This window comes from Stenotrophomonas sp. HMSC10F06, assembly GCF_001807865.1.
GTDB classification, from domain to species: Bacteria; Pseudomonadota; Gammaproteobacteria; order Xanthomonadales; family Xanthomonadaceae; genus Stenotrophomonas; species Stenotrophomonas bentonitica_A.
Genome location: NZ_KV791248.1, coordinates 50,657 through 77,364 on the forward strand (window position 1 = coordinate 50,657; position 26,708 = coordinate 77,364).

At 67.3% G+C, this 26,708-nt stretch carries 28 protein-coding genes; 10 read left to right on the forward strand and 18 right to left on the reverse strand.

What is annotated here, in order from left to right:
* Positions 1-11: 11 nt before the first annotated feature.
* The 4 genes from HMPREF3113_RS00230 to HMPREF3113_RS00245 are packed head-to-tail and all read right to left on the reverse strand — an operon-like array spanning position 12 to position 2,067.
* Positions 12-269, reverse strand: a complete 258-nt coding sequence (locus HMPREF3113_RS00230) for an acyl carrier protein (RefSeq protein WP_019185496.1) — start codon at positions 267-269, stop codon at positions 12-14.
* A 20-nt stretch (positions 270-289) separates the two neighbouring features.
* Positions 290-550 carry a phosphopantetheine-binding protein gene (locus HMPREF3113_RS00235; RefSeq protein ID WP_019185497.1) on the reverse strand — a complete coding sequence of 87 codons (261 nt, stop codon included), beginning with the start codon at positions 548-550 and terminating at the stop codon, positions 290-292.
* Positions 537-1,340: a lysophospholipid acyltransferase family protein gene (locus HMPREF3113_RS00240; RefSeq protein ID WP_019185498.1), complete on the reverse strand. Its 804-nt coding sequence runs from the start codon at positions 1,338-1,340 to the stop codon at positions 537-539. Before HMPREF3113_RS00240 ends, HMPREF3113_RS00235 begins: the two co-directional genes overlap by 14 nt.
* On the reverse strand, positions 1,333-2,067 hold the full coding sequence (locus tag HMPREF3113_RS00245; protein ID WP_070426212.1) for a beta-ketoacyl synthase chain length factor: 735 nt from the start codon (positions 2,065-2,067) through the stop codon (positions 1,333-1,335). The genes HMPREF3113_RS00240 and HMPREF3113_RS00245 overlap by 8 nt, the downstream gene beginning before the upstream one ends.
* Before the next feature lie 126 nt (positions 2,068-2,193).
* Between HMPREF3113_RS00245 and HMPREF3113_RS00250 the strand changes: the two genes are divergently transcribed.
* Positions 2,194-3,216, forward strand: coding sequence for a chorismate transformation FkbO/Hyg5 family protein (locus HMPREF3113_RS00250; RefSeq protein ID WP_070470009.1), 1,023 nt, complete (start codon positions 2,194-2,196; stop codon positions 3,214-3,216).
* Positions 3,217-3,408: 192 nt separating this feature from the next.
* Here the strand turns inward: HMPREF3113_RS00250 and cydB are convergent, their stop codons facing one another.
* Both cydB and HMPREF3113_RS00260 read right to left on the reverse strand, forming a co-directional pair.
* Complete coding sequence (gene cydB, locus HMPREF3113_RS00255) at positions 3,409-4,422, reverse strand: cytochrome d ubiquinol oxidase subunit II (RefSeq protein ID WP_019185501.1); 1,014 nt, start codon at positions 4,420-4,422, stop codon at positions 3,409-3,411.
* A 1-nt stretch (position 4,423) separates the two neighbouring features.
* Positions 4,424-5,821, reverse strand: coding sequence for a cytochrome ubiquinol oxidase subunit I (locus tag HMPREF3113_RS00260; RefSeq protein ID WP_070470011.1), 1,398 nt, complete (start codon positions 5,819-5,821; stop codon positions 4,424-4,426).
* A 319-nt stretch (positions 5,822-6,140) separates the two neighbouring features.
* Between HMPREF3113_RS00260 and HMPREF3113_RS00265 the strand changes: the two genes are divergently transcribed.
* The 5 genes from HMPREF3113_RS00265 to hemF are packed head-to-tail and all read left to right on the forward strand — an operon-like array spanning position 6,141 to position 12,213.
* Entirely contained in the window at positions 6,141-8,507 is a 2,367-nt protein-coding gene (locus tag HMPREF3113_RS00265) for a S9 family peptidase (protein ID WP_070470012.1), read from the forward strand.
* A 28-nt stretch (positions 8,508-8,535) separates the two neighbouring features.
* Positions 8,536-8,955 (forward strand): NUDIX hydrolase, encoded by a 420-nt coding sequence (locus HMPREF3113_RS00270; protein WP_083298665.1) that lies wholly within the window; start codon positions 8,536-8,538, stop codon positions 8,953-8,955.
* A gap of 31 nt (positions 8,956-8,986) precedes the next feature.
* Positions 8,987-9,586, forward strand: a complete 600-nt coding sequence (locus tag HMPREF3113_RS00275) for a hypothetical protein (RefSeq protein WP_139146265.1) — start codon at positions 8,987-8,989, stop codon at positions 9,584-9,586.
* A gap of 51 nt (positions 9,587-9,637) precedes the next feature.
* Positions 9,638-11,275, forward strand: coding sequence for a hypothetical protein (locus HMPREF3113_RS00280; protein WP_070470019.1), 1,638 nt, complete (start codon positions 9,638-9,640; stop codon positions 11,273-11,275).
* A gap of 41 nt (positions 11,276-11,316) precedes the next feature.
* On the forward strand, positions 11,317-12,213 hold the full coding sequence (gene hemF, locus HMPREF3113_RS00285) for an oxygen-dependent coproporphyrinogen oxidase (protein WP_070470021.1): 897 nt from the start codon (positions 11,317-11,319) through the stop codon (positions 12,211-12,213).
* A gap of 87 nt (positions 12,214-12,300) precedes the next feature.
* Here hemF and HMPREF3113_RS00290 read toward each other — a convergent pair whose 3' ends face one another.
* Both HMPREF3113_RS00290 and polA read right to left on the reverse strand, forming a co-directional pair.
* Positions 12,301-12,777 carry a DUF421 domain-containing protein gene (locus HMPREF3113_RS00290; RefSeq protein ID WP_070470023.1) on the reverse strand — a complete coding sequence of 159 codons (477 nt, stop codon included), beginning with the start codon at positions 12,775-12,777 and terminating at the stop codon, positions 12,301-12,303.
* A gap of 375 nt (positions 12,778-13,152) precedes the next feature.
* Positions 13,153-15,924: a DNA polymerase I gene (gene polA, locus HMPREF3113_RS00295; protein WP_070470025.1), complete on the reverse strand. Its 2,772-nt coding sequence runs from the start codon at positions 15,922-15,924 to the stop codon at positions 13,153-13,155.
* Positions 15,925-16,021: 97 nt separating this feature from the next.
* Here polA and HMPREF3113_RS00300 point away from each other — a divergent pair, with 97 nt between their 5' ends.
* On the forward strand, positions 16,022-16,303 hold the full coding sequence (locus HMPREF3113_RS00300) for a DUF2782 domain-containing protein (RefSeq protein WP_070470027.1): 282 nt from the start codon (positions 16,022-16,024) through the stop codon (positions 16,301-16,303).
* Positions 16,304-16,384: 81 nt separating this feature from the next.
* Complete coding sequence (locus tag HMPREF3113_RS00305) at positions 16,385-16,624, forward strand: hypothetical protein (protein ID WP_019185637.1); 240 nt, start codon at positions 16,385-16,387, stop codon at positions 16,622-16,624.
* Positions 16,625-16,736: 112 nt separating this feature from the next.
* On the opposite strand, the gene HMPREF3113_RS00310 is transcribed toward HMPREF3113_RS00305, so the two are convergent.
* The 3 genes from HMPREF3113_RS00310 to HMPREF3113_RS00320 form a co-directional block, all read right to left on the reverse strand.
* The gene (locus HMPREF3113_RS00310) at positions 16,737-17,183 is read right to left on the reverse strand and encodes a universal stress protein (RefSeq protein WP_019185636.1); all 447 of its coding nucleotides are present in this window, start codon (positions 17,181-17,183) and stop codon (positions 16,737-16,739) included.
* A gap of 74 nt (positions 17,184-17,257) precedes the next feature.
* Positions 17,258-17,827, reverse strand: a complete 570-nt coding sequence (locus tag HMPREF3113_RS00315) for a sugar O-acetyltransferase (RefSeq protein WP_070426221.1) — start codon at positions 17,825-17,827, stop codon at positions 17,258-17,260.
* Between the two features lie 49 nt (positions 17,828-17,876).
* Positions 17,877-18,134: a hypothetical protein gene (locus tag HMPREF3113_RS00320; protein WP_019185634.1), complete on the reverse strand. Its 258-nt coding sequence runs from the start codon at positions 18,132-18,134 to the stop codon at positions 17,877-17,879.
* A gap of 214 nt (positions 18,135-18,348) precedes the next feature.
* Between HMPREF3113_RS00320 and HMPREF3113_RS00325 the strand changes: the two genes are divergently transcribed.
* Positions 18,349-19,080, forward strand: coding sequence for a ThuA domain-containing protein (locus tag HMPREF3113_RS00325; RefSeq protein ID WP_070470029.1), 732 nt, complete (start codon positions 18,349-18,351; stop codon positions 19,078-19,080).
* 4 nt (positions 19,081-19,084) lie between these two features.
* On the opposite strand, the gene HMPREF3113_RS00330 is transcribed toward HMPREF3113_RS00325, so the two are convergent.
* Both HMPREF3113_RS00330 and HMPREF3113_RS00335 read right to left on the reverse strand, forming a co-directional pair.
* Complete coding sequence (locus HMPREF3113_RS00330; RefSeq protein ID WP_026070161.1) at positions 19,085-19,639, reverse strand: hypothetical protein; 555 nt, start codon at positions 19,637-19,639, stop codon at positions 19,085-19,087.
* 137 nt (positions 19,640-19,776) lie between these two features.
* Positions 19,777-20,103, reverse strand: a complete 327-nt coding sequence (locus HMPREF3113_RS00335) for a low molecular weight protein tyrosine phosphatase family protein (RefSeq protein ID WP_070470031.1) — start codon at positions 20,101-20,103, stop codon at positions 19,777-19,779.
* Positions 20,104-20,184: 81 nt separating this feature from the next.
* Between HMPREF3113_RS00335 and HMPREF3113_RS00340 the strand changes: the two genes are divergently transcribed.
* On the forward strand, positions 20,185-20,949 hold the full coding sequence (locus HMPREF3113_RS00340; protein WP_254665218.1) for a hypothetical protein: 765 nt from the start codon (positions 20,185-20,187) through the stop codon (positions 20,947-20,949).
* 67 nt (positions 20,950-21,016) lie between these two features.
* On the opposite strand, the gene uvrD is transcribed toward HMPREF3113_RS00340, so the two are convergent.
* The 5 genes from uvrD to rpmB all read right to left on the reverse strand — a co-directional run bounded on the left by uvrD (position 21,017) and on the right by rpmB (position 26,676).
* Entirely contained in the window at positions 21,017-23,206 is a 2,190-nt protein-coding gene (gene uvrD / locus HMPREF3113_RS00345) for a DNA helicase II (RefSeq protein WP_070470033.1), read from the reverse strand.
* A 63-nt stretch (positions 23,207-23,269) separates the two neighbouring features.
* The gene (locus HMPREF3113_RS00350; RefSeq protein ID WP_070470112.1) at positions 23,270-24,661 is read right to left on the reverse strand and encodes an FAD/NAD(P)-binding protein; all 1,392 of its coding nucleotides are present in this window, start codon (positions 24,659-24,661) and stop codon (positions 23,270-23,272) included.
* A gap of 36 nt (positions 24,662-24,697) precedes the next feature.
* Entirely contained in the window at positions 24,698-26,116 is a 1,419-nt protein-coding gene (gene cls / locus HMPREF3113_RS00355) for a cardiolipin synthase (protein ID WP_070470035.1), read from the reverse strand.
* Between the two features lie 145 nt (positions 26,117-26,261).
* Positions 26,262-26,429 carry a 50S ribosomal protein L33 gene (gene rpmG / locus HMPREF3113_RS00360; RefSeq protein ID WP_172407465.1) on the reverse strand — a complete coding sequence of 56 codons (168 nt, stop codon included), beginning with the start codon at positions 26,427-26,429 and terminating at the stop codon, positions 26,262-26,264.
* Positions 26,430-26,439: 10 nt separating this feature from the next.
* Complete coding sequence (rpmB, locus tag HMPREF3113_RS00365; RefSeq protein ID WP_019185625.1) at positions 26,440-26,676, reverse strand: 50S ribosomal protein L28; 237 nt, start codon at positions 26,674-26,676, stop codon at positions 26,440-26,442.
* Between the last annotated feature and the right edge of the window lie 32 nt (positions 26,677-26,708).

Here is a 26,708-nt window from a genome sequence, read left to right on the forward strand (position 1 = left end):
AGCGATGGCCGTCAGGCGGCCGCTTGACCGGGCAACAGCCCGTGCACCACATCCACGATGTCCTGCACGGTACGCACCTGCTTGAAGGCTTCCGGTTGCAGATTGCGGCCGAGCAGCGGCTTGAGCTGCACGATCAGGTCGACCGCGTCGATGCTGTCGATGTCCAGGTCGTCGTACAGCCGCGCGGCAGGCGTGATGCGGCTCGGCTCGATCTCAAAGCTGTCCTTGAGGATCTTGACGATGCGCTCGAAAAGTTCGTTCTTGGTCATGGGTAAATCCTGACGCGCCGTTAGGACGGCTGGCGTGCGGCGACAAACTCGCTCAGGGCACGCACGCTGGAGAAATGGCGACGGGTCTCTTCCGAATCGGCTGACAGGCTGACACCGTACTTTTTCTGCAGGGCCAATCCAAGTTCCAGCGCGTCGATCGAATCCAGGCCCAGCCCCTCGACAAACAGGGGGGCGGCGGAATCGATGTCTTCGGGAGTGATGTCTTCCAGTGAAAGCGATGAAATGATCAATTCCTTGATCTCGTGCTCAAGTGCCTGCACGGGTCGGGTCTCCAGCGAAGTCGAAGTAATGGGCAAGATGATCGGTCACACGCCTGGCCGCCAAGGCATCCCCCCTGGGCGCATCGCCGGTCTCGTTCAGAAACGGGGCGATCGGGAGATCCTCCCCGACTTCCAGCTGAACGTGAAATCGCCGTGATGGCACACGATACCATTTCTGGCCCTTGGTCAGGGTCGGCGGGGTGCAGGTGATCCGCACCGGGGTGATGTCCAGCCGGCCCCGCACCGCGATGTTGGCCGCGCCACGCTGCAGGCGCAGCGGCTGCCCGGGCACGGTGCGGGTCCCTTCCGGGAAGATCACCAGGTTGCCGCCGGCCTGGACCGCGGCGATGCAGTCGTCCACCAGCCCGGCCCCATCATCATTGGAGACATAACCGGCGGCACGCACCGGGCCGCGCATGAACGGGTTGCGGGCCACGGCCTGCTTGACCACGCAGTCGGCATTGGGCAGCTGGGCGATCAGCAGCACCACATCGATCAGGGTCGGATGGTTGGCCAGGATCAGCAGGCCGTTGCGCTGCAGGCGCTCGCCCCCGCGGATCTCGTAGGTCATCAGCCCCAGCCGGCGCATCAGGCCGACGTGGGTGGCGAAACCGGCTTGGACCAGGCGCCGCGCCAGCACGCGCCGGCGGACCGGGTCGCGGACCAGCAACAGGGACAGGAACAGCATCCCGCCCAGGACCAGCCCGCCGATCCCGAAGGCGGCAAAGCTCAGCCCCGTGCCCAGCACCCGCCAAGCACGGTTGATCCGGGCCGGCCAGCGCTCAGCCATGGCGTTGCCAGCTCCAGTGCTGGCCGTCGGCCTCCAGGCCCAGCGAAGGCGACCCCGCCAGCAGGAAGCGCAGCGCTTCAAGGCCATGCGGCAGACCGTCGGAGGGACGATCCCCGCCGCCGGCACCCCAGCCCAGCGACAGTCGGGTGCCCGGGCCGCTGGCCGGCCCGAGCCGCCAGCACCACGCGAAGAAAGGGTCGGGCTCGTCGGCGAAGCCGGCATAGATCGGCGGCAGCGGCGATTCGTACACCACCAGCCGCACCTCCGGCGCACCATCGGCGAGCAGCCCGAAGGCCTCCACGCAGGCCGTTTCCACCGTGGCCCGGCCGGCCGCGAGGGCCAGATAGTTGCCCCGCTGGCCGCGGGCGATCGAGTACAGCGCGGCGATCGCGTTGTGCACCGACAGGCCGAAGCCGGTCGGCGACATCGGCTGGTCCGCACTCAGGGTGTTGAGCAGCTCCATCGAACGGGCCACGTCGCCGTGCCGCGAGGCGAACACCAGCGGCACCCGGCCACCGTCGTCGGGCTGCTCGCACCAGCAGGCGGTCTGGATCGCCATGCGTCCGAGCCGCTCGATGCGACGTCGCTGCATGGCGGGCACTTCGGACAACGCGGGGGTGTCCTCACCGGTGGGCAGCCAGGGGGCCTTCGCCCACGCCTGCCACTGCGCGTGGGTGGTGATGCCCGGCGCCCACGCCGCCCAATCGATTACAGAAAACTCAATCATTCCCGCCAACATGATGGATGGGTACCAGGAGAAGGCCGTCGACATCGCCTGGCACCGGTGGCGGCGCCGGGAAAGGAGCGCACGCTATCATGACACTCTCGGCACTGGCTGCATTCACATTCTGAAATGAGCAACACGATCGACAACGCAACGGCCCCGGCAGTCGCTTCCCCTTCCTCCGGACCCGCGTTGTTCCGTGTCGCGTACGTCCCGGCCACGCAGCGCGAGGCGGCACTGGCCGACCCGCGCACACTGGCCGTGTTCGGCTTCGGCCTTCCCCGCGCCACGCTGGACGACCCGCGCTGGCTGCAGGTGCCGCTGGCCGAACAGGGCCCGGCGCAGATCGAGGTCTGGCGCAGCGGCACGCCGGTCGAACACGGGGTCACCGACGGGGTGCGCTGGTCGCACAACGACAGCCTGCTGTTCGGGGTGCTGGAGATCGAGGAGACCGACAGCGATATCGAATCGGCTGCGGCCGAGGCCTACGCGCGGATGAGCGCGTTCCTGTCGCGGTGCGGCTATCCGCACCTGCTGCGGACCTGGAACTATCTTGATGCCGTGACCGAGGGCGACGGTGACCAGGAACGTTATCGGCGCTTCTGCGTGGGACGCGTCCGTGGCCTGCGCGAGCTGGACGAGGCCGCGCTGCCGGCGGCGACCTGCATCGGCCGTTTCGATGGCGAGCGCCGTCTGCAGGTGTATTGGCTGGCCGCGCGTGAACCGGGCCAGCCGCTGGAGAATCCGCGCCAGGTGAGCGCGTTCCGGTATCCGCGCCAGTACGGGCCGCAGTCGCCCAGTTTTTCGCGTGCGCTGCTGCCGCCGCTGGCGACGGGCCTGCCGCTGCTGCAGTCGGGGACGGCGGCGATCGTGGGCCATGTGTCGCAGCACACGGGGGCGGTGGATGAGCAGTTGCGCGAGACGCTGACGAATCTGCAGAGCCTGGTGGATACGGCGCGCGGCCAGCGGCCGTCGTTGTCACCGGTACTGGGTTCGGGCTCGGTGCTCAAGGTGTATGTGCGCCGGGCGGAGGATATGGGCCCGGTGGCGGTGCAGATGGCGGCGCTGCCGACGGCACCGCCGTTCGTGGTGCTGCATGCGGAGGTATGCCGCGCGGAGCTGCTGGTGGAGATCGAGGGACTGCACGGCTGAGCCGAACGCCGTGATGTGCCGGTCGTGCCTGATCGGGGTCGGCGTGGGTGGCGTGCTGCCCGTAGAGCCGACCGTCGGTCGGCTGCTCTTCGCCATCGCTCGCACCCGTCGAGCCCCCATGGATGGGTTTACGTCGCGTCCGGGCAGGGTCTGACCGCCCTCGCCCACGCGCAGCAGGGAAGCGCCAGCCGCTTAGTGATACCCCACATCCGCCCGCACCTTGCCGCGGAACACCCGGTACGACCACGCCGTATAGCCCAGGATCACCGGCAGCAGGATCACCAGCCCGACCAGGCTGAAGCTCAGCGACGAGGCCGGCGCGGCCGCCTGCCACAACGTCATGCTGGGGGGCAGCAGGTACGGCCACATGCCCAGTACCAGGCCGATGAAGCCCAGCACGAACAGGCCCAGCGTCAACAGGAACGGCGGCAGATCGCGCTTGGGGTGCATCGCGCTGCGCCACAGCGCCGTGGCGACCGCCAAGGTCAGCAACGGCACCGGCGAGAGCCACCAGAAGTTGCCATCGCTGAACCAGCGCGCCATCAGGCGCGAATCCAGGAACGGCAGCCACGCGCTGACCAGGCCCATGAACACGATCACGGCGACCACCAGCGGGCGGGTCAAGGTGCGCGCGAAGGTCTGCTCGCGGCCCTCGGTCTTGAGGATCAGCCAGGTGCTGCCCAGCAGCGCGTAACCGAACACCACGGCAGCGCCGGTCAGCATCGAGAACGGGCTGAACCAGCTGAAGGCGCCGCCCACGTAACGACCATCCACGACCTGAAGGCCCTGCACGAGCGCGCCAAGGATCACGCCCTGCGCGAACGCGGCCAGCAGCGAACCCAGGCCGAACGCCACGCTCCACAGCTTGCGCGAGCGGTGTGCCTTGAAGCGGAATTCGAAGGCCACGCCGCGGAACACCAGCGCCACCACCAGCAGCAGCACCGGCAGGTACAGCGCGGACAGCAGCGCGGCGTACGCCTTCGGGAAGGCCGCCATCAACCCGGCCCCGCCCAGCACCAGCCAGGTTTCGTTGCCGTCCCAGATCGGCGCGGCGGTGTTCATCATGATGTCGAGCTGTTCTTCATCCTCGGCCATCGGCGCCAGGATGCCGATGCCGAGCACGAAGCCATCCAGCACCACGTACATCAGCACGCCGAAGCCGATCACCGCGAACCATGCCACGGGCAACCAGGTGGTCATCTCCATCTCAGCGCTCCTCCAGCGGTTCATCGGCACCGGACAGCGGCCGCGCCGGGGTGTGGCTGCCGGCATCCAGCTTCGGTGCCGGCTCATGCGGCTTGGGACCGGTGCGGATGATCTTCACCAGGTACCAGATGCCCCAGCCGAACACGAACGCATAGCCCACGATGTACACACCGAGCGACAACGCCGTCATCCACGCACTCTGCGGGCCGACTGCATCGGCCGTGCGCAGCACGCCATAGACCACCCACGGTTGCCGGCCCATCTCGGTCACGAACCAGCCGGAGATCAGCGCGATGAAGCCGCTGGGCAGCATCCAGTTCCAGCCGCGGATCAACCAGCGCGACTGCAACAGTTTGCCGCGCCACCACTGGAACGCCGAGACCCAGGCCAGCAGCAGCATCAACGTGCCCAGCCCGACCATCACCCGGAACGCGAAGAACACCGGCACCACCGGCGGCCGATCGCTGGCAGGCACCGAGGTCAGCGGATCGAAGGTGCCGTCCAGCGAATGGGTGAGGATCAGGCTGCCCAGGCGCGGAATCGCGATCTCGTAGTCATTGCGCTCGGCCTTCTCGTTGGGCACGGCGAACACCACCAGCGGCACGCCCTTGCCCTCGCCTTCGGAATGCCAGTGCGCTTCCACCGCCGCGATCTTCATCGGCTGGTGCTTCAACGTGTTCAGGCCATGCATGTCGCCGACGAAGATCTGTACCGGCACCGTCAGCGCGGCGAAGCCCACCGCGGCCAGCAGCATCTTGCGACCGGCCTCGCGGTGCACGTCCTTGCGCAGGTACCACGCCCCCACGCCGCCGATCACGAAGCAGGTGGTGATGAACGAGCCCAGCGCCATGTGCGCCAAGCGGTAGGGGAAGGACGGATTGAACACCACTTGCCACCAGTTCTGCGGGTGCACGATGCCGTCGATGATGTCGTAGCCGGCCGGCGTCTGCAGCCAACTGTTGGAGGACAGGATCCAGAACGTGGAGACCAGCGTGCCCAGCGCCACCATGCAGGTGGAGAAGAAATGCAGCCGCGGCGAGACCTTGCCCCAGCCGAACATCATCACGCCCAGGAAGCTGGCCTCCAGGAAGAACGCGGTGAGCACTTCATAGGTGAGCAGCGGCCCGATCACGGTACCGGCGACCTCGCTCAGCCGCGGCCAGTTGGTCCCGAACTGGAAGGCCATGACGATGCCGCTGACCACGCCCATGCCGAAGGACACGGCGAAGATCTTCTGCCAGAAGAAATACAGCTCGCGCCAGACCGGATTGCCGGTGCGCAGCCAGCGCGATTCGACAAAGGCCAGCCAGCTGGCCGTGCCGATCGTGAAGGCCGGGAACAGCACGTGGAAACTGATGACGAACCCGAACTGGATCCGGGACAACAACAACGCGTCCAAGAGACGCCTCCGACTGGCTTCTGGAATCCGCACCAGTCTGGGCCTGTATCCGTGAAAGGCACATGCGACCCGGTGACGCGCTGCTTCACTTTGTCGCAGGTGGGTCAGGCGCTGGGCCCCCATACCCTTTCCGGTGAATGTCCTCCGGCGTCGGCCTGCGGCCGCCCCCTCCCCCTTTATTTCGCCTCCAAGGGTATGGGGGCCCAGCGCCCGACCCACCGGCCGTCGCTCATGAACGCACGCCCATGACCTGTGGCCCCTTCCCGCGGCCCTTGCGGCTGCTACGCTTGGCGGGTTTTCCTCATTGGTGCCGCCCGCAATGCCCAGAACGCTGCCTTTGTCCCTGCTGCTGCTCGCCGCCCTTGGCGGCGCTGCCCATGCGGCGCCGACGCCGATCACCATCGAGCAGGCCATGGCCGACCCGGACTGGATCGGCCCCCCGGTCGAAAGCGCGTGGTGGTCCTGGAACAGCCAGCAGGTCGAGTACCAGCTCAAGCGCACCGGCAGCCCGGTGCGCGATACCTTCCGCCAGCCGGTCGCCGGTGGCGTGGCTGCGCAGGTCGGCGATGACCAGCGTGGCACCCTGGATGTGGACAGCCCGGTCTACGACAGCGCGCGCCAGCGCTCGGCGTTCGTGCGCAATGGCGATGTGTTCGTGCGTGACCTGCGCAGTGGCGCGCTGACCCAGCTGACCCGCAGCACGGAAAAGTCCGGCGCGGTCAATTTCGCCCGCGATGGCGGCGTGATCTGGCGTACCGGCCAGAACTGGTTCCATTGGACCGCCGCCGCCGGCGTGCAGCAGGTGGCCAGCCTGAAGGCCGAGAAGAACCCGGACGATGCGCCCAAGGCCGACACCCTGCGTGAGCAGCAGCTGCGCACCCTGGCCACGCTGCGCAACGACCGCGCCCAGCGCGAGGCGCTCAAGGCGCAGGAAGCCAGCTGGCGCCGTGCCGACGGCACCCGTGCACCGGGCCCGGTGTATCTGGGCGCCGACGTGGAGATCGTCGACAGCGTGCTCTCGCCCGATGCGCGCACCCTGATCGTGGTCACCAAGCCGAAGAGCTTCGATGAAGGCCGCGGCGGCAAGATGCCCAAATACGTGACCGAATCGGGTTACGAAGAATTCGAAGAGACCCGCACCCGCGTGGGCCGCAACGACCCGGAGCCGAACGCGCTGTGGCTGGTCGATGCCGTCGCCGGCACGGTCAAGCCGCTGTCGCTGGACGGCCTGCCGGGCATCGGCACCGACCCGCTGGCCGCGCTGCGCAAGGCCGCCGGCAAGGACGCCCTGAAGGGCAACCGCCCGGTAGAAGTACTCGGTGGCCCCGGCGCGCCCGGCATCCGCTGGAGCGCCGATGGCCAGCAGGCCGCGATCATGCTGCGCGCCAACGACAACAAGGACCGCTGGATCGCCAGCGTGACCCCGGCCAGCGCCAAGCTGGAGACGCGTCATCGCCTGACCGACAGCGCCTGGATCAACTGGAGCTTCAACGATTTCGGCTGGTCCAACGACAACCGCACGCTGTGGCTGCTGTCCGAAGAATCCGGCTATTCGCACCTGTATACCCAGCAGGGCACGGCCAAGCCTCAGGCACTGACCGGCGGCAAGTGGGAAAGCTCGATGCCGGTGCCCAGCGCCGACGGCCGCGGCTTCTACTTCCTGTGCAACCAGCAGTCGCCGGGCGACTACGAAGTGTGCGCGGTCGACACCGCCAGCAAGCAGGTGCGTGAGCTGACCTCGCTCAACGGCGTGGAAGACTTCTCGCTGTCCCCGGATGGCCAGCAGCTGCTGGTGCGTTACTCCGGCGCCTACCTGCCGACCCAGCTGGCCGTGGTGCCCGCTGCCGGTGGCCAGGCCAAGGTGCTGACCGACACCCGCACGGCCGAGTTCAAGGCGCGCGAGTGGATCCAGCCCAAGCTGGTACAGGTGCCGTCCAAGCACGGCGCGGGCGTGGTCTGGGCCAAGTACTACGGACCGGAGACCTTCGAGCCGGGCAAGCAGTACCCGATCGCCATGTTCGTGCACGGCGCCGGCTATCTGCAGAACGTGCACCAGCAGTACCCGGCCTACTTCCGTGAGCAGATGTTCCACAACCTGCTGGTGCAGAAGGGCTACGTGGTGCTGGACATGGATTACCGCGGCAGCGCCGGCTACGGCCGCGACTGGCGCACGGCGATCTACCGCAACATGGGCCACCCGGAACTGGAAGACTACAAGGACGGTCTGGACTGGCTGGTGGCCACCAAGCAGGGCGACCGCGACCACGCCGGCATCTACGGCGGCTCCTACGGCGGCTTCATGACCTTCATGGCGCTGTTCCGCTCGCCGGGCACGTTCAAGGCCGGTGCCGCGCTGCGCCCGGTGGTCGACTGGCACCAGTACAACCACGGCTACACCGCCAACATCCTCAATACCCCGGACATCGACCCGGAGGCGTACCGCAAATCGTCGCCGATCGAGTACGCCGACGGGCTGCAGGACCACCTGCTGATCGCGCACGGGATGATGGATGACAACGTGTTCTTCCAGGATTCGGTCAACCTCACCCAGAAGCTGATCGAACTGCACAAGGACAACTGGTCGATCGCGCCGTACCCGCTGGAACGCCACGGCTATGTGCGTGCCGATTCCTGGCTGGACCAGTACAAGCGCATCCTCAAGCTGTTCGAAGAGAACCTGAAGTAATCCAGCGATGACGTCGGTGCCCACTGACGTGCAGCACGCCGCGGCGACGATCGATATCGTCGCCGCGGTCGTTTTCGATCCCGACGGCCGCGTACTGGTGGTGCGCAAGCACGGCTCGGACACCTTCATCCAGCCCGGCGGCAAACCCGAGCCCGGCGAAGCACCCTTGGCCGCGCTGGCGCGCGAGCTGGAAGAAGAACTCGGGGTCACGGTGGACCTTGCCAGGGCCGTGCTGTTGGGCCGGTTCGAGGCCTGGGCGGTGCACGAAGCCGGGCACCGCGTACGGGCCCACGCCTATCTGGTGACGGTGACCGGTTCGCCCCGCGCACAGGCGGAAATCGCCGAACTGGCCTGGGTGCCGCTGCGCCCGCCGCATGGCGTTTGCTTGGCACCGCTGAGCGCAGACCATATCCTGCCCGCGGCCGCGAACGCGGTGGCTGGGACCTAGACGTCTGCGGCCTGCCCAACCAGGACACCGGATGTCAGCCCCGCTTCCCCCGCAATTGCCTTCCTGCACGCCCCGCCCCAGCAGGGAGGGTGCGCCTGCGTTTCTCGCCCCCCTGCTCAAGTCCGTGCTGCTGGTCTGCCTGGTCACGGCCGCGATGTGGGGGGTACTGGCCCTGATTGCGATCCCCCTGTCAGGCTCGGAGGCGCTACAGGCGCTGCTGGCCGATGAGGACCTGCACTGGCTGCCTGGCTCGCTGCGCTGGCTGCTCACCCACCCGGTGCTGGCCAACGTGCTGCTGTGCGTGTCGAGCCTCTTGGGCGTTGCCGCATGCTGGGGCATGCTGCGTCGCTGGCGCTGGGCATGGGCACTGTTCATCGTGCTGCTGGCGGTCACCGCCGTGCTCAACGTGGTCGCCGCGTGGCTGCTGGACGATGCGTTCCGCCACCTGCTGGCGCAGATACCCGATGACACCCTGTCGATCGAACTGCTCAAGTTGCGCAGTGAGCTGCGCGTACAGCGCGTGATCTGCAGCGGCCTCGCCGGCATCACCGCGCTGGCCTTCGCGGTACTGCAGGGCTGGCTGATCGTGCGCCTGTGCGCGGCTGATGTACGTGCGTTGTTCCGCCGCTGACCTGTTTCCCGCAGCGCCACGGTGCGCTGCACGACCTGCAAGGATGATGGTGTGACTGTTTCCCTCCCGCTTCTGCGCCGCCACGGCTGGCGCGCGACCCTGTTCACCCTGCTCACGGCGGTCAGCCTGCCCGCGACCGCAGCCGCCCAGGCGATGGTGTGCGGCACGTTCGTCTCCGAGGACACCGGCACCACGTTGACCCTGCACAGTGCGAATGAAGGCGTGCGGCAGATTCCGGGCCAGGCACCCGAGCCGTACCTCCTCAGCCGCCTCGGCGACGAGCTGAAGCTGGCCGACCTGGACAATGGCGGCGTCGGCGCGCTGACCGTAGAGGACGGCGGCCGCCTGCTCAGCGACCGCTTCAACGCGTACCGCTTGCAGAAGGCCGCCACCTGTCGCCCCGCCACGGTGTTCCCCGCTGCGTCCTGCCGGGCCGAGATCGGCACCTGCCTGGACGACATGCTTTTCGCCAGCAACGACCGCCTCCGCCAGTGGTGCCGCGAGGAGGTCCCGGCCGCCTGTAAGCGCCTGCTGGCCAACTTCCAGTCCGGGGCGCACGAAGCCAGGACGCTGGCCGCCACGCGGGATGAAGGCCCGGACAGGGACGCGCCGGCGGTCTGCAAGCCCGACTCCGCCCAGTACGACCAGGCCGCCTGCCTGGAGGCCGCGCGTGACGCCATGGGCCAGGCCTTTGCCAAGGCCCTGCTCGGCGGCCTCGCCGCCGCTGATGCCTCGCCGCTGCCGGCCGCGCAGCTCGATGAGATCACCGCGATCTGCCAGGCACAGACCGGCGGCACGTTCTGCGCCAAGGCCGCCGAAGCACTGTGGGACGCCGGCCGCCTGGTTCCCGCTCGCGACGCACTGCAGCGGGCCTGCACCCGTGGCCACGACCCGCGCGCCTGTGAGCGGGCCGACCCGCTGGCCGGGCTGGACGCCAAGGCGTTGAGCCCGGTGGCGGCCACGTCCCTGCCCTGCGGCAGCTATGTGGCCAGCCAGGGCCTGATGGACCATCTGCCGTTCGGCGATGGCGGCATGCTCGACAGCGGCTTCGGCGGCAAGCTGCGCGCGCGGCTGGTCGATGGCGACATCCGTGTGCGCCATGACCAGGGCGACGACTTCGTGTTCAAGCGCCTGGCCAACGGCAACCTGATCGGCATGGACAGCTGGAACCGCTTCAGCTATTACGAGCGCACCGGCGAGGCGCAGCAGTGCAGCGCGCCGGTGGTCTTCGTCGAAACCCCGCTGCCGCAGGATTGCCCGACCTTGGCCCGCGAAGGCGGTGCCCAGGCGTGCTGCGCGGCCGGCAAGCTGCAGGGCTGCAATGCCGCCGGTCACCAGCTGGCGCTGCGCAACCGCTGGGCCGAGGCGGCGCCGTTCTATCTCAAGCTCTGCGCCGCCGGGGTACGCGAGGGCTGCGAGAACCTGGCCAGCGTCTACGAACACACCGGTGACGAGGCGCTGCCCGAGCAGATGGCCTCGATCTGCGCCAAGGATGGAAACGGCACGCACGTGGCCTGCGATGTGCACGCGACCCGCAACTGGGGCCTGATGCAGGTCAGCGCCGGGCTGGAGCAGATCGCCGAGCGCATGGCCGCCGAGGCCGAGGCGGACGACGATGCCGATGCGCCGGCCCAGGCCCCTGCCGCGACAAAGGACAGCAGCAACCGCAACCGCAAGAGCGGCCACTGAGCACACGCAGGCCGTGCACCGGCCTGCGGTAAAGTAGCGCCATGAACGACTTCGACCGCGTCCGCGCGTATCTGACCGACCTGCAGGACCGCATCTGTGCGGCGATCGAAACCGCCGACGGCCAGGCCCGCTTTGCCGAAGATCTCTGGCAGCGTGCGGAGGGTGGCGGTGGCCGTACCCGCATCCTGCGCGATGGCGCCGTGTTCGAGCAGGCCGGGATCGGGTTCTCCGATGTGGCCGGTACCCGCCTGCCGCCATCGGCCTCGGCGAACCGGCCGGAGCTGGCCGGCGCGTCATGGCGCGCGACCGGCGTCTCGCTGGTGTTCCATCCGGCCAATCCCTATCTGCCGACCACGCACGCCAACGTGCGCTACTTCCGCGCCGAGCGCGATGGCGTGGCGGTGGCGTCCTGGTTCGGCGGGGGCTTCGACCTCACCCCGTTCTACCCGATCGACGAAGACGTGCGGCACTGGCACCAGGTTGCGCACGATCTGTGCGCGCCCTTCGGCGAAGAGCGCTATGCGGCGCACAAGCGCTGGTGCGATGAGTATTTCTTCCTGCGCCACCGCAACGAGACGCGGGGCGTAGGCGGATTGTTCTTCGACGACCTGCATGGCGACTTCGAGCGCGATTTTGCGTATCTGCGCGCGGTCGGCGATGGCTTCATGGACGCCTATCTGCCGCTGGTCGAGCGCCGCAAGGACACGCCGTATGGCGAGCGCGAGCGCGAGTTCCAGCTGTACCGGCGCGGCCGCTATGTCGAGTTCAACCTGGTCTACGACCGCGGCACCCTGTTCGGGCTGCAGAGCGGTGGGCGCAGCGAGAGCATCCTGATGAGCCTGCCCCCGCGCGTGCGCTGGGAATACGGTTTCCAACCTGAAACCGGCAGCGACGAAGCCCGCCTGGCCGACTACCTGGTTCCGCGCGACTGGGTGTAACCCAGCGCGCCACCGCATGGGCCGGCATGGATTTCGCATGCGGTGCATGGGTGGCACCCGTCGGGTAGAGCCACCCCATGGGTGGCTCTACGCCTTCTTCGGCACGATGGTGATGTGCCCGTTGATCTCCAGCACCGCCAGGGCGACATCGTCGATGGACAGGCAGCCCTGCTGACGCATCGCTGCGTCCAGATCGGCCGGGGTCACGAGCTCGCGCTTGAGCACGGAATCGAGCACCTTGCCATCACGGGCGATCAGGATCGGCTCGCCTTCGACCAGCGTTTCCACGCGCCGACTGCGCGTGCTGAGCCAGCCCACGCCGTAGTTGATCGAGATCAGGGTCGCCGCCAGCAGCAGGCCGCCGCCCAGGGAGGTATCCTGGCCCAGCAGGGCGTTCTGCACCGCGTTGCCGAGCAGCACGATCAGCAAGACATCGAACGGGGTGATCTGGCCCAGCGCGCGCTTGCCGGAGAGCCGGACCATGCCCAGTACCACCGCGTACACCACCACCGCGCGCAGGATGAATTCCCACCACGGCATGGCCAATGCAAACAGGTCGCTCATGCGGTTCTCCCCGGGTCCAGCCCACAGCATGGGCCGCGCGCAGGGCAAACGGCAATCGGCAGCGCGGGGTCTCTCGTGCGGCGGGCCGCGCGGGGTTTTCGGCCCCACAAATAAAAAGCCCCGCCAACCAGGGGGAGGTTAGCGGGGCCGGGGAACGGGCGCTTGGGGAGGAGCCCCCGTTCCGAGATCTGCTCCAGGGGATGGGAGAGATCCACAACAGGCATTGCGCCTGTCGAGGTCTATCAAAGCACTCCGAACATTGATAGTTCGTGAAGGGGCCCAATTAATCCGCCCCTCTTCCCGGAAACATTCATCCAACAGTCAGATTATCGCGGCGCAATGAACCAATTCAGCCTTTTGACTGTGATTCAGGCCTCAATGTGCCTCATCCCAGTTATCACCGACGCCGGCATCCACCACCAGCGGTACCCGCAGTTCGGCCGCTGACGACATCAATTCAACGACTTTCAAACGCAAGGTATCGAGGAAACTGCTTTCGGTTTCAAAGACCAGTTCATCGTGTACCTGCAGAATCATCTTGGCTTGGTCGCTGTGGTCGAGCAGCCAGCTGTCCACCTTCACCATGGCGCGCTTGATGATGTCGGCCGCCGTGCCCTGCATGGGGGCGTTGATGGCGGCGCGTTCCGCCCCGGCACGCAGGCCCTGGTTGCGGGCGTTGATGTCGTTCAGGTACAGGCGACGGCCGAACAGGGTCTCCACGTAGCCCTGGTCACGGGCCTGCTGGCGCATCCGTTCCATGAAATCACGCACGCCGGGGTAGCGGCTGAAGTACAGCGCCACGTAATCCTGGGCCTGGCCGCGGTCGATGCCCAGGTTGCGGGCCAGCCCGAACGCACTCATGCCGTACATCAGGCCGAAGTTGATCGCCTTGGCGGCCCGGCGTTCGTTGGAGGTGACCTCCTCCAGGCGGCGGCTGAAGACTTCCGCCGCCGTCGCCCGGTGCACGTCCACGCCCTGCTCGAACGCCCGCACCAGGCCGGGGTCCTCGGAGAGGTGGGCCATGATCCGCAGTTCGATCTGCGAGTAATCGCAGGCCAGGATCTTGCGGCCCGGCGGGGCCACGAAGGCGCGGCGGATGCGGCGGCCATCCTCGGTGCGGATCGGGATGTTCTGCAGGTTCGGGTCGGACGAGGACAGCCGGCCGGTGGCGGCGCCGGACTGGTGGTAGCTGGTGTGTACCCGCCCGGTGTCCTGGTTGATCATCTCCGGCAGCTTGTCGGTGTAGGTGCTGCGCAGCTTGGCCAGCCCGCGGTACTCCAGGATCACCCGCGGCAGTTCATGCTGCTCGGCGATCGCCTCCAGCGCCTCTTCGTTGGTGCTGGGCTGGCCCTTGGGGGTCTTCACCAGTGCCGGCAGCTGCAGTTCGTCGAACAGCACGGCCTGCAGCTGCTTGGGCGAATCCAGGTTGAAGGTGCGCCCGGCCAGCTCGGTGGCCTTCTGCTGGGCAGCCAGCATGCGCGAGCCCAGGTCCTGGCTCTGCCGGCGCAGTTCGGCCATGTCGATGTGCACGCCATTGGCTTCGATGCGGGTCAGCACCGGCACCAGCGGCATCTCGATGTCGCGGTAGACGCTGTCCAGCGAGGGCGTGGCCTGTAGTTGTGGCTGCAGGGCGTGGTGCAGGCGCAGGGTCACGTCGGCATCTTCGGCGGCGTAGCGGCAGGCTTCGTCCAGGCCCACCTGCGAGAACGAGATCTGTTTGGCACCCTTGCCGGCCACCTCCTCGAACTTGATCGTGGTGTAGCCCAGGTAGCGCATCGCCAGCGAGTCCATGTCATGGCGCGTGGCGGTGGAATTGAGCACGAAGCTCTCCAGCATGGTGTCGTCGTGGTACCCCTGCAGGTTCACGCCGTGGCGGCGCAGCACGTGCAGGTCGTACTTGCCGTGCTGGCCAAGCTTCTTCCTGGTGGGGTCTTCCAGGGCAGGGCGCAGCGCTGCCAGCACCTGCTCGCGCGGCAGCTGGGCCGGCGCACCCGGGTAATCATGGCCGACCGGGATGTAGGCCGCCCGGCCCGGCTCGACCGCCAGGCTGATGCCGACCAGGTTGGCGCGCATGGCGTCCAGCGCGTCGGTCTCGGTATCGAAGGAGATCAGCTCGGCCGTGGCCAGGCGCTGCACCCAGGCGTCCAGCTGTTCAGTGGTCAGCACCATCTCGTACTCACCGGGGGCGGAGAGCGCCGGGTCGACCGGCACCACCGCCTCCTCCGCCGTGCCGCGGGCGTAGCCGGCCGCGGTGCCGCGCAGGCTGACCGGGGCATCGCTGGCGGCGGCGGGGGCCGGCACCGGGCCGCCCAGCTCCTTGAGGGCCTGGGTGAAACCGTAGCGCAGGTACAGCTCGCTCAGCGAGGGCACATCCGGCTCGCGCAGCGGCAGCGTCTGCGGCGTCACCTCCAGGGGCACGTCGGTGCGGATCGTGACCAGCTCGCGGTTGAGCGGCAGGCGCTCCAGCGCCGCGCGCAGGTTTTCGCCGATCTTGCCCTTCATGGTCGGGGCCGCGGCGATCACGCCGTCCAGGTGCTGGTACTCGGCCAGCCACTTGGCAGCGGTCTTGGGGCCGCACTTTTCCACACCCGGCACGTTGTCCACCGCGTCGCCCATCAGCGCCAGCAGGTCGACGATCTGGTCGGCACGCACGCCGAACTTCTCCATCACCGCCGCGTCCGAATCCATGCGGCTGCCGGTCATGGTGTTGACCAGCTCGATGCCCGGGCGGACCAACTGGGCGAAGTCCTTGTCACCGGTGGAAATGGTGACCTGCAGGCCATCGCGGTGGCCCTGCAGGGCCAGCGTGCCGATCACATCATCGGCTTCCACGCCGGGGATGCGCAGGATGCTCAGGCCCAGCGCTTCGACGATGCGGCACATCGGCTCGATCTGCGGGCGCAGGTCGTCGGGCATCGGCAGGCGGTTGGCCTTGTAGTCGGCATACAGGTCGTCACGGAAGGTCTTGCCCGGCGCATCGACCACGAAAGCGACGTACTCGGGGCGCTCCTTCAGGGTGGCGCGCAGCATGTTGACCACACCGAACAGTGCGCCGGTGGGTTCACCGTGTGCGTTGGTCAGCGGCGGAAGCGCGTGGAACGCGCGATACAGGTAACTGGACCCGTCAATCAGGACTAATCGGCTCATGGGGAGATTCTACGCGCCCGGCCCTGACCGTCGTCGGCACCGGCCTCACGATCCATCGGGCATAATCAGGCCCTCTTCGCCCAAGGACTCCCGGCCCATGAAGATTCTGTTGCTCGCAGGCGTGCTCGCGCTGGCCGGCTGTGCCACCGGTGGTGGCGGCAGGCCCCCGGTCGATGTCACTGGTGCCGATGTGGTCAAGACGGTGCAGGACAACGGCGACACCATCGAGGAATACCGGGTGGGCGGCCAGCTGCGGATGGTCAAGGTGACCCCGTCGCGCGGTGCCCCGTTCTACATGTACGACCAGAACGGCGATGGCCGCATGGACAGTGACAAGGACGGCGTCTCCCCGGTCTACTGGAAGCTCTACAGCTGGTGAACCGCGGCGTTGCCCGCCCGGCCGCCCCGTGTCCGCACGCGGTGGCGGGGCAACACGCCCGTCCCTGCACGCCTACGCTCGATGACCACACCCGAACGCCGCACTGCCCCGAACCCGGCTGAACTGCGCGCCGGCCTGACGGCGGAGCAGCGCCAGGCGGTGGAAACGCTGGAGCATTTCGGCTGGCAGCTGCGCTTCGTGCGCCGCCCGCTGTTCCGCGACCCGATCCCGGTACTGTTCGACCGCCACGGCGAGCGCTATGTGGTGCTGCAGCCCGATGGCACGCTGGATGAATCGCAGACGTTGAAGCTGCGCGACTGATCGGACGCGCACGCTTTGCGACGAAGGGGGAGGTAGTGCCGGCCGCTGGCCGGCTGCGCCTGCATCGGGCCAACCTGGGAGCCGGCCAGCGGCCGGCACTACCGCTTCCCCGTTATCGGATGACCAGTACCGGTACGGTGCTGCGTGCCAGCACTTCGGCGGTCTGGCTGCCGAGCAGTACACGGGTGACGCCACGGCGGCCATGCGAGGTCATCACGATCAGGTCGCTGCCGCGTTCGGTGGCGGTATCGATGATGCCGTCGGCGGCATAGCGGTCAAGCACGTGCACGGTGGTGGTGCGCAGCCCCTGCGCCTCGGCGGCGGCCTTGGCCGGCTGCAGCACCTTCTGCGCGGTCTCTTCGCGGTCGGCTTTGTACTCGGGCGTGTTCATGTAGCCCACGCTCCAGCCCATGGCGTCGTACATGCCCACCGCCCACGGTTCGGAGACGGTCACGATATCGACCTCGGCATCGAGGTCCCTGGCCAGCTCCAGGCCCTTGGCCAGGCCTTTTTCAGCCAGCTCCGAACCATCGGTGGCGATCAGGATGCGCTTGTACATGGCAGAGCTCCTTGGGGTGGCAATGGGAACATCACCATTGCACACCCGATGTGGACGCGGTGCCTTGAGCTGGATCAATCGCCGTGGGTACGTGCAGTCACTCCCCGTGCCGGGTTGCCCACCACCGTCGCACCGGCCGGTACATCGCGGGTGACCACGCTGCCGGCACCGACCACCGCGTCATCGCCAATGGTCACGCCGGGCAGTATGATCGCGCCGCCGCCGATCCAGACATTGCGGCCGATGCGCACCGGCCTGGCCGACTCCAGGCCCTGCGCGCGTGCCTGCGGATCGCGCGGATGGTCGGCCGCATAGATCTGCACCGCCGGACCGATCTGGGTGCCATCGCCGATGCTGACCTCGGCCACGTCCAGGATCACGCAGTTGTAGTTGAGGAATACGCCCTGGCCCAGGCGGATGTTGCTGCCGTAATCGCAGTGGAACGGCGGCCGGATCACCGCGCCTTCGCCGACCGCACCGAGCTGCTCGCGCAACAGCGCGCGGCGCACGGCCGGGCTTTCGGCCAGGGCCGCGTTGTAACGGACCATCCAGACCTTGGCCGCCGCCATCTCGGCCTGCAGTTCCGGGTCGCCCGGACGATACGGCATCCCGGACAGCATCTTTTCCTTTTCGCTCGGACCCATGTGGCCTCCATCAGACAGAGCCCGATGATGCCGGTTGCCCACGTGCGTGTCAGCGTGCGCCACGCCGCGTGCCCAGCAGTGCCACCACCGCGAAGACGACGCCGCTCAGCCAGAACCACAACGTTGCGGGGCCGATGCACACCACGCTGGGCTGTGGCTGGCAGCGCAGGCGCAGCAGATCGAAGTCGCCGCCGCCGGCCAGGCAGCTCTGCGCGTGGTGGACCAGGGCCAGCACCGGCTCGGCCCAGCCTGCCGACCACGTCAGCAGGACCAGTGCAGCGAGCAGATACGGAATTCCCTTGTTCACGAGTGCGCTCCCAGCGGACAGGGGCAGACTCTGGGCGCCGCCCTTGGAAGCGACAAGCGGCACGCGACGAAGCGCGTGAAATCCGGGATGAGCCGGGGAGGATCCGGGATGAAGCGTGCCCGCCCGCCCCGCCCCCTGCCCGATCGCGCACGCATGCGTTGCCCGTGCTGCAGCGCAGGACGCCAGGCGCCACGGCCCGTGACAGACTCCGCGCATGCGCCGACTGCTCATCGCCCTGCTGTGTTCGCTGCTCCTGCTCCCGATGGCCGGGCTTGCCGCCCCACCCGGCGCCGACCGCATCCTGATCTTCACCCGCACCGCCAAGTTCCACCACGACTCGATTCCAGTGGCCGTGGCGACGCTGCGCCAGCTGAGCACCGAGGCCGGATTGAGGGCGGATCACAGCGAGGATCCGCGCGACTTCCGCGCCGACACCCTCGCCCGCTACCGCGCCGTTGTCTTCGCCAACACCACCGGCGATGTGCTCGATGCCACGCAGCAGGCCGCGATGGAGCAGTTCATCCGCAACGGCGGCGGTTTCATGGGCGTGCACGCTGCCGCGGACACCGAATACGACTGGCCGTGGTATGGCGAGCTGGTGGGCGCGTGGTTCCACAAACACCCGGAAGGTCTGCAGGACACGTTGGTGCAGCCCGAACGGGACGGGAAGGCTTCCGGAGTGGCCTGGCCGATCCGCGATGAGCTCTACAACTACCGGCGCAATCCCCGTGGGATGGTGCAGGTCATCGCGACGGTGGACGAATCGCGCTACGACGGCGGCACCATGGGCGCCGATCATCCCATCGCCTGGTGCCGGCCCTTCGATGGCGGCCGCAGCTGGTACACCGGGCTGGGCCACGACGCGGCGGTGTATGGCGACCCGAATGTGCGGGCGCAGCTGCGCCGTGGCCTGCGCTATGCGGCAGGCCACGCGCCGGCGTGTTGATCGATCAGGCGGTGCGTACCACGCGCGCGCCCTGGCACAGCGGATAGCTCGCCAGCAGATCGGCGATACGCTCGTGCATCGTGTCGAACGAGGCGCCATACAGATACAGCGCCGTCTCGGTCGGGCCCTGCCACCAGCTGCAGATCTCGCCGTGGCCTTCGATACGCTCGACGATCTGCTCGAACACGTAGTTCGAATCGCACTGCTCGTAGACCTCATCGGGCAGGTCGGTACCGTTCAAGTACAACGCCAGGCCCTCGGTGACACCGAACGGCTGATCGGCAACGCCTTCGCGCTGGATCAGCGAGCCCTTGGGTGCACCCAGCTGCTGCAGCAGCTCGATCACGCCGGGCAGCGAGGCCGGATCGTTCAACGCGATCTCGATATCGCCATAGTCCACTTCGCCGTCGTCGGTCAGCGCGGTGCCACCGCCCGTGATCTCGCCCAGTTCGGCAGTGCCCAGCAGGGCATCCAGCGGATCTTCGAACAGCTCGTGGCGATGCTCGGGCTGAAGCTTGGCGTTCAACTTCACGGTGACGTGCAGCGGCGAATCGGTCATGGCGGGGGCCTGCGCGAAAGGAATGCCGCCCATTGTAGTGCCGGCCGCTGGCCGGCTCCCATGTGTAGAGTCGAGCCGTGCTCGACTGCCTTTCGGCAGTAAGCGGCCGAGCATGGCTCGGCGCTACAACAGCGCGGTCAACGCAGGAACGGCGCCACCTTACGTTTGAGCAACTCCACCAGCACCGGGTCCATGTACTCGTAGTCGTCGGGGATATCCAGGCAGATTACCCGCTTGCCGCCCAGCCATGCGTTGTAACGACTGGACAGCCGGTTGCGGTGCGCCTTCTGCATCACGAAGACCAGGTCGGCCCACTGCAACAGTTCCGGACTGAGCACTTCCTCGGCGTCGGCCAGCAGCCCTGCCGAGGCGGTCTCGATACCGGGCCAATCGGCAAATACCTGCTCGGCCGTCGGGCTGCGCAGGCGGTTCTGGCTGCAAAGGAAAAGTACGTTGCGGGTCATGGCTCGCAGCGTAATCGGGGGCGGATTCCTTTTCCATCGGAAAAGGGATCTGACCCCACAGGACAATCTAAACAAACTGCATTGCTGACGAAGGTTCCGACAGCCATCATGGGCTTCCCCACCGTCCAGATAACCATGATCACCAGAGATGAGCTGTTGAGGGAATTTGGCGAGGTCGGCGAAGCCCATGGTTGCTACGTTGGCAAATACGTCGTTGCGACGTACACGCTTTATTGCTGCCTGCGAAACGCCGACGGGCATGATCTGGCGATCACCTCGAAGGACATCCATGATCCGCAGTTCGCTTGCAGCGTAGGGCTGAGCGCTCCGTCCCACCTGTCTCGTGACAGACCGACGATTTTTGCTATTCCACCAAACATCTATGGATTCACCCACGCGATAGCGGTTCCCAGCACGTATCACGGGCTCCTGAACCGCAGTGCGAATCGAACCGACCTGTTCCTGTGTCTGCCGATCTTCCAGTGCGAGTTCAGCGGCAACGAATCAGAAGAGGATTTCAAGTGGTCCACGCATCACATCGTCGACGTCAACAACTGGCGCAGGATCAGGCAACCGAAGATCAGCCTGTATTTCGACAACCCCCGGACTGGCGGCGGAGCGGACAAGAACGGGGCCATCGTGAGTCTTGAGACACTGATGGCCGAGATCGAAAACCTCAACGGAGTGAGCGATGGCTTCATCGAGATCACCAATTATCGCGACGAGGTGATCGAAGTACTGTCGCCGGAGGAAGGGCGCTACGTGCTGATCCAGAACCGTCAGCATGAAGAGCTGATGGAACGCGCCGGGGTGGTGGCAGCCGTGGAGACGTTCACCACCGGCTGACGACCGACCGCTGTTGTGGAGCCGAGCATGGCTCGGCTCCACAGGAATTCCCGGCCCCCGACGGTGATCAGATCACCGTCAGGTTGGCATACGCCATCACCAGCCACTTGCTGCCGGCTTCGATGAATTCCACCTGCACGCGGGCGTGCTGGCCGCTGCCTTCATAGTCGGTGACCATGCCTTCGCCGAACTTGGGATGGTTGACCATCGCGCCCAGCTTGAGCGGCGGTGCTTCCAGCGCGGCGTGGCCCATCACCCGGTTGGCGCCCAGCGAGGTGCCGCGCGAGACCTGCACCTTGGGGCGCACTTCGTTCACCAGCTCACGCGGGATCTCGCGCAGGAAACGCGAGGGCACGTTGTAGTTGTCCTGGCCATGGATGCGACGCGATTCGGCGTAGCAGAGCACCAGCTTCTGGCGCGCGCGCGTGATGCCCACGTAGGCCAGGCGACGCTCTTCTTCCAGCCGGCCGCTTTCTTCCAGCGAACGTGCACTCGGGAACAGGCCGTCTTCCATGCCGGCCAGGAACACCAGCGGGAATTCCAGGCCCTTGGCGGCGTGCAGCGTCATCAACTGCACGCCCTCTTCGCCGGCCTGGGCCTGGCCTTCGCCAGCCTCCAGCGAGGCGTAGGCGAGGAAGGCGACCAGCTCGCTCATGTCCTGGGTCTCTTCGACGTCATCTTCGCGACGCACGAAGCGCGAGGCCACCGAGACCAGTTCGTCCAGGTTGTCCGCGCGCGATTCCGAATCCAGCGCGTTGCGGCTTTCCTTGGACCAGTGCTCGCGCAGGCCCGAGCGCATCAGCACGTGGTCGATGCGTTCGGCCAGGGTCATCGTGTCCGCTTCGGCCTGGAGCTGATTGACCAGCACCAGGAAGCCGGCCAGCGCGTTGCGTGCGCGTGCGGCCAGCGCATCTCCCTGGGTGGTCAGCATGGTCGCTTCCCACAGCGAGATCGCCTGGGCGCGCGCCAACCGGCGCACTTCATCCAGGGTGCGGTCGCCGATGCCGCGCGTCGGCGTGTTGACCGCGCGTTCGAAGGCGGCGTCATCGTTGCGGTTGGTCATCAACCGCAGGTATGCCAGCGCGTCCTTGATTTCGGCACGCTCGAAGAAGCGCATGCCGCCATACACGCGGTACGGCACCTGCTCGGAGAGCAGCGATTCTTCGAACGCACGCGACTGCGCGTTGCTGCGGTAGAGCACGGCCACATCGCCGTAGCTGCCGCCGTCGCGCACCCACTGGCGCGCCCGCTCGACCACGTAACGCGCCTCATCCATTTCGTTGTAGGCCGCGTACAGATCGATCGGATCACCGTCGCCGCTGTCGGTCCACAACTCCTTGCCGATGCGGTCCGGGTTGTGCGCGATCACCGCATTGGCTGCGCCGAGGATGTTGGCGGTGGAGCGGTAGTTCTGCTCCAGGCGCACGGTCTGCGCACCCGGGAAATCCTTCAGGAAGCGCTGGACGTTCTCGACCTTGGCGCCGCGCCAGCCGTAGATGGCCTGGTCATCGTCGCCGACCACGAACACGTGGCCGCTGTCGCCGGCCAGCACGCGCACGAAAGCGTACTGGATGGCGTTGGTGTCCTGGAACTCGTCCACCAGGATTTCGCGGAAGCGCGAACGGTAGTGGGCCAGCAGGGCAGGGTTGTCGCGCAGCAGTTCATGCGCGCGCAGCAGCAGCTCGGCGAAATCGACCAGGCCGGCACGGTCGCAGCGCTCCTGGTAGGCCGCGTAGGCCTGGCGCATGGTCTCCAGCCACGCATCATGCGGCTCGGGCTGGATGTGCTGTGGGCGGCGGCCCTCGTCCTTCTGCTCGTTGATCCACCAGGCGATCTGCTTCGGCGGGAACTTGCCGTCGTCGATCTCCAGCTGCTGGACCACGCGCTTGACCAGCCGCAGCTGGTCGTCCGAGTCCATCACCTGGAAGCTGTCGGGCAGCTTGGCGTCCTGGTAATGCAGGCGCAGCAGGCGGTGGGCCAGGCCATGGAAGGTGCCGATCCAGGCGCCGCGGCTGCCCTGCGGCAGCTGCAGGTCGATGCGGTGACGCATCTCCCCGGCGGCCTTGTTGGTGAAGGTGACCGCAAAAATGCCATGGGTCGGCACGCCGCAGACTTCATTGAGCCAGGCGATGCGGTGGATAAGCACGCGGGTCTTGCCGGAACCGGCACCGGCAAGCACCAGATGGTGGCCGGGCGGGGCGGACACAGCTTCGCGCTGGGCGGGGTTCAACCCGTCGAGCAAGTGGGAAACATCCATGTCCCCATTTTACCCTCGGGCGGGTCGCTCCGGGCCGTTACCCGGCGCGCGGATCGAACGGGTTCAGCCGCGCGCCGCCTGTTCGGCCTGCACCCGCAGCTCCGGGATCGCCAGGCTTTCCCACAGGGTGCCGATGCGCAGGCTGCCGACCACCCGGATCGCCGGCTGCGGCTGGCCGTGGCCATCGATCAGGCCGCCCTCCTCCACCGTGGTATCCAGGCCCAGGCCATGCGGGCCCGGGCGGGCATGCCCGTCCGCCAGCAGCTGCTGGATCAGCGGATTGCGCATGGACAGCGCGCGCGTCTCCACCCCGGTGGCGTTGATCACCGCGCCCACGGTCAGCGGCGGCAGGCCACGGTTCGGGCTGCGGCCGTGCAGCTGCAGCCCGCTTTCCTGCACCAGCAGCGTGTCCAGCCGGGCACGGTGACGCTGCAGCTGGCCGCTGCGCTCCAGTTCGGCCACCTGGGCGTGCACCGATTCGGCGATACGATGACGGTGCACGTCCCAATAGCGCACCACGTGGCGCAGGAAACGGCGCTGGTCGGCCTCGTTCAAGCTCCACCACAGCGCCTGCCCCATCGGCCGGATCCGGTCCATCACGCTCTGCCAGGGGATGCCCTGCGCCACCGCCGTGCGGGCCTGCCCACGCAGTTCGCGGACGCGCTGGCGCAGCGGCATCGCCAACAGCGGCTGCGGATCGAACGTGACGGCTGCGCCGTGCGCGTGCGGCAAGGGCAGCAGCGCGTGGCGCGACAGCACGAAAATGCGCCCACGGTGACCGGCGGCGGCCAGGGCCACCACGCTGTCGGCCATGCTCAGCCCCGAGCCGATGATGGCCAGATCGTCATCGCCGGCCAGCACCCGCACACCATCGTAATCCCAGGCCTCCACCGCCTGCGCGGGCGGCAGTGCCTCGGCACCGGGCACCGGCAACGGGCGCATGCTGTTGCCGCATGCCAGCACCACGCGCTGGGCGTTCCACGTCACCTCATCGTCGAGCCGCAGCTGCACGCCCTGTGCAGTGGGCGCCAACGCGAACACCGGCTGTTCGACCACCTCCAGCACCGCCACGCTGCGCTCGCGCGCCTGCTCCAGGCGCTCGCGCAGGTACGCGGCGTAGTGGCGGCGCGGCACGAACTGGTCGGCCAGCAGCTCGCGCGGTACCCCGGCAATCGCCTGGCTGTCGATCAGGTAATCGAGGAAATCCGCGGGTTGATCCGGCAGCCCGCTCATCTTGCCGGCCGGTACGTTGAGCAGATGCTCGGGCCACGGCGTGGCGTAGGCGATGCCTTCAGCCAGCACCGAGGCCGGCTCGAACAGCACGATACGTGACGGCCGCTGTGCATGGCGCAGGGCCTGCAGCGCGACGAGGACGCCGGCAGCGCCGCCGCCGACGATGGCCAGATCACACTGGCGGTGGGTATCGGACGCAGTCATGCCCCGATTGTAGGCGATGCACGTGGACCGGCCGTCCACGTGCGTCACAGCGGGCTACATCAAGGCATCGGCCAGCCGTGCGATGCCTTCGCGGCTGCGCTTCCATGCCGGCCGTTGGCGCCATGTCGCCAGATCCAGCGGGCGCGACTGTTCGAGATAGTCTGCTTCGATCTGCGCCAACTGCCGCACCATGCCGGCGTCGTAGCAGAGCATGCCGATCTCGGCGTTGAGCGCGAACGAGCGGATGTCCAGGTTGATCGAGCCGACCAGCGCGATATCTTCATCGACGGTCAGGTGCTTGGCGTGCAGGAAGTTCGGCGCATACAGCGCGATGCGCACGCCACTGCGCAGCAGCTCGTCGTAGTAGGCCTCCTGCGCCCAGGAGGTCAGCCGCTGGTTGGTGCTGGCCGACAGGATCAGCTGCACCTGCACGCCGGACAGCGCAGCGATGCGCAGCGCGCTCAAGGTCGCTTCGTCGGGCACGAAATAGGGCGTGACCAGCACGATCCGCCGCCGGGCCAGATGGATCAGCGCGTTGACCGCATCACGGGCGTTGCTGAAGGGATACGCCGGGCCGCTGGGCAGCAGCTGGGTCGGGACATCGGCCGAGCACACCGGCACTGCGGTCAACACATCCAGGCGCTGTCCGGTTTCCATGTACCAGTCGCTGGCGAACACGGCCTCCAGATGGGCGACTACGGGCCCACGCACGCGCGCGACCAGTTCCTTGTTCGGGAACCCGGCCACGAACTGCGCCCGCGCCAGGTTCTGCGAGCCGATGTAACCGACACGGTTGTCGATCACCGCGATCTTGCGGTGATTGCGCAGGTCCATGCGGCCACTGCGGCGCCAGCGCAGGCCACCGGGCAGCATCGCGCGCACATCCACGCCGATCGCCTGCAGGCGGTGGCGATAGTGGCGCAGCCCGCGCTTGGCGCCGACAGCATCCAGCAGCAACCGGCAGTGCACGCCACGCGCCGCGGCGCGCTGCAGTGCCTGCACGATGGCCTCACCGACCGCATCGTCGAACATCAGGTAGTACAGCAGGTGGACGCGTTCGCGCGCCTGGTCGATGTCTTCGATCAGCGCCTGCAGCGAAGCGTCGTAGTTGTTGAGCAGATCCACCGCGTTGCCGTGGATGGGCATGAAATCGCCCTGGCGCTCGATCAGCGGCACGATCTCGGCGGTGGCGGTATCCGGCGCGGGCGTCCAGCGCAGCGGCGGCTGCAGGGCCTGTTCCTCGCGGATCACCTGGGACGCCTCGGCCTGGCGCTGCACGCGCTGGCGCGACAGCCAGGGGTGGCCGAACAGCAGGTACAGCGGCAGCCCGAGCAGCGGCACGAAGCCGACCAGCAGCAGCCAGCTGCGCGCGGCACCGGGCGTGGTGCGGCTGGGAATCCAGAACAGCGCGGCCAGCCGGATCAGCCAATCCAGCATCAACAACCACGAACCCAGCAGCCACTCGAACAGCATCGCGTCGCCCGTCGGGAGGGGAATCGCATTCTGCCATGGGTCGCTGCATGCAACCGGTCATGCCGGGTGCGGGCCCGGGCGCGGCCCATGAAAAAACCCGCCACGAGGGGCGGGTTTTTTCGGGAAGCTCAAGCATCCTCGCGGATTACTTGATCTTGCCTTCCTTGTACAGGACGTGCTTGCGCACGACCGGATCGTACTTCAGGAATTCCATCTTCCCGGGGGTGTTCTTCTTGTTCTTGTCCGTCGTGTAGAAGTGGCCAGTGTTGGCCGTCGAAATCAGACGGATCTTATCGCGCTTGCCTGCCATGATCGTTTACTCCTCAGACCTTTTCGCCGCGCGAACGCAGCTCAGCCAGAACGGAGTCGATGCCGTTCTTGTCGATGGTGCGCAGGGCATGCGCGGAAACACGAAGCTTGACCCAGCGGTTCTCGCTGGCAACCCAGAAGCGGCGCTCGTGCAGGTTGGGCAGGAAACGACGACGGGTCTTGTTGTTGGCGTGCGAGACGTTGTTACCCGTCTGCACTCGCTTGCCGGAAACTTGGCATACGCGGGACATTGCGCACCTCGATAAAGTAGTTGTCAGCCCAT

Bases quoted from the DNA above. Each gene is read 5' to 3' on its own strand.
- HMPREF3113_RS00230 (WP_019185496.1), bottom strand. From the start codon at position 269: ATGACCAAGAACGAACTTTTCGAGCGCATCGTCAAGATCCTCAAGGAC.
- HMPREF3113_RS00240 (WP_019185498.1), bottom strand. From the start codon at position 1,340: ATGGCTGAGCGCTGGCCGGCCCGGATCAACCGTGCTTGGCGGGTGCTG.
- HMPREF3113_RS00245 (WP_070426212.1), bottom strand. From the start codon at position 2,067: ATGATTGAGTTTTCTGTAATCGATTGGGCGGCGTGGGCGCCGGGCATC.
- HMPREF3113_RS00250 (WP_070470009.1), top strand. From the start codon at position 2,194: ATGAGCAACACGATCGACAACGCAACGGCCCCGGCAGTCGCTTCCCCT.
- cydB (WP_019185501.1), bottom strand. From the start codon at position 4,422: ATGGAGATGACCACCTGGTTGCCCGTGGCATGGTTCGCGGTGATCGGC.
- HMPREF3113_RS00265 (WP_070470012.1), top strand. From the start codon at position 6,141: ATGCCCAGAACGCTGCCTTTGTCCCTGCTGCTGCTCGCCGCCCTTGGC.
- HMPREF3113_RS00275 (WP_139146265.1), top strand. From the start codon at position 8,987: ATGTCAGCCCCGCTTCCCCCGCAATTGCCTTCCTGCACGCCCCGCCCC.
- hemF (WP_070470021.1), top strand. From the start codon at position 11,317: ATGAACGACTTCGACCGCGTCCGCGCGTATCTGACCGACCTGCAGGAC.
- HMPREF3113_RS00290 (WP_070470023.1), bottom strand. From the start codon at position 12,777: ATGAGCGACCTGTTTGCATTGGCCATGCCGTGGTGGGAATTCATCCTG.
- polA (WP_070470025.1), bottom strand. From the start codon at position 15,924: ATGAGCCGATTAGTCCTGATTGACGGGTCCAGTTACCTGTATCGCGCG.
- HMPREF3113_RS00300 (WP_070470027.1), top strand. From the start codon at position 16,022: ATGAAGATTCTGTTGCTCGCAGGCGTGCTCGCGCTGGCCGGCTGTGCC.
- HMPREF3113_RS00305 (WP_019185637.1), top strand. From the start codon at position 16,385: ATGACCACACCCGAACGCCGCACTGCCCCGAACCCGGCTGAACTGCGC.
- HMPREF3113_RS00310 (WP_019185636.1), bottom strand. From the start codon at position 17,183: ATGTACAAGCGCATCCTGATCGCCACCGATGGTTCGGAGCTGGCTGAA.
- HMPREF3113_RS00315 (WP_070426221.1), bottom strand. From the start codon at position 17,827: ATGGGTCCGAGCGAAAAGGAAAAGATGCTGTCCGGGATGCCGTATCGT.
- HMPREF3113_RS00325 (WP_070470029.1), top strand. From the start codon at position 18,349: ATGCGCCGACTGCTCATCGCCCTGCTGTGTTCGCTGCTCCTGCTCCCG.
- HMPREF3113_RS00330 (WP_026070161.1), bottom strand. From the start codon at position 19,639: ATGACCGATTCGCCGCTGCACGTCACCGTGAAGTTGAACGCCAAGCTT.
- HMPREF3113_RS00335 (WP_070470031.1), bottom strand. From the start codon at position 20,103: ATGACCCGCAACGTACTTTTCCTTTGCAGCCAGAACCGCCTGCGCAGC.
- uvrD (WP_070470033.1), bottom strand. From the start codon at position 23,206: ATGGATGTTTCCCACTTGCTCGACGGGTTGAACCCCGCCCAGCGCGAA.
- cls (WP_070470035.1), bottom strand. From the start codon at position 26,116: ATGCTGTTCGAGTGGCTGCTGGGTTCGTGGTTGTTGATGCTGGATTGG.
- rpmB (WP_019185625.1), bottom strand. From the start codon at position 26,676: ATGTCCCGCGTATGCCAAGTTTCCGGCAAGCGAGTGCAGACGGGTAAC.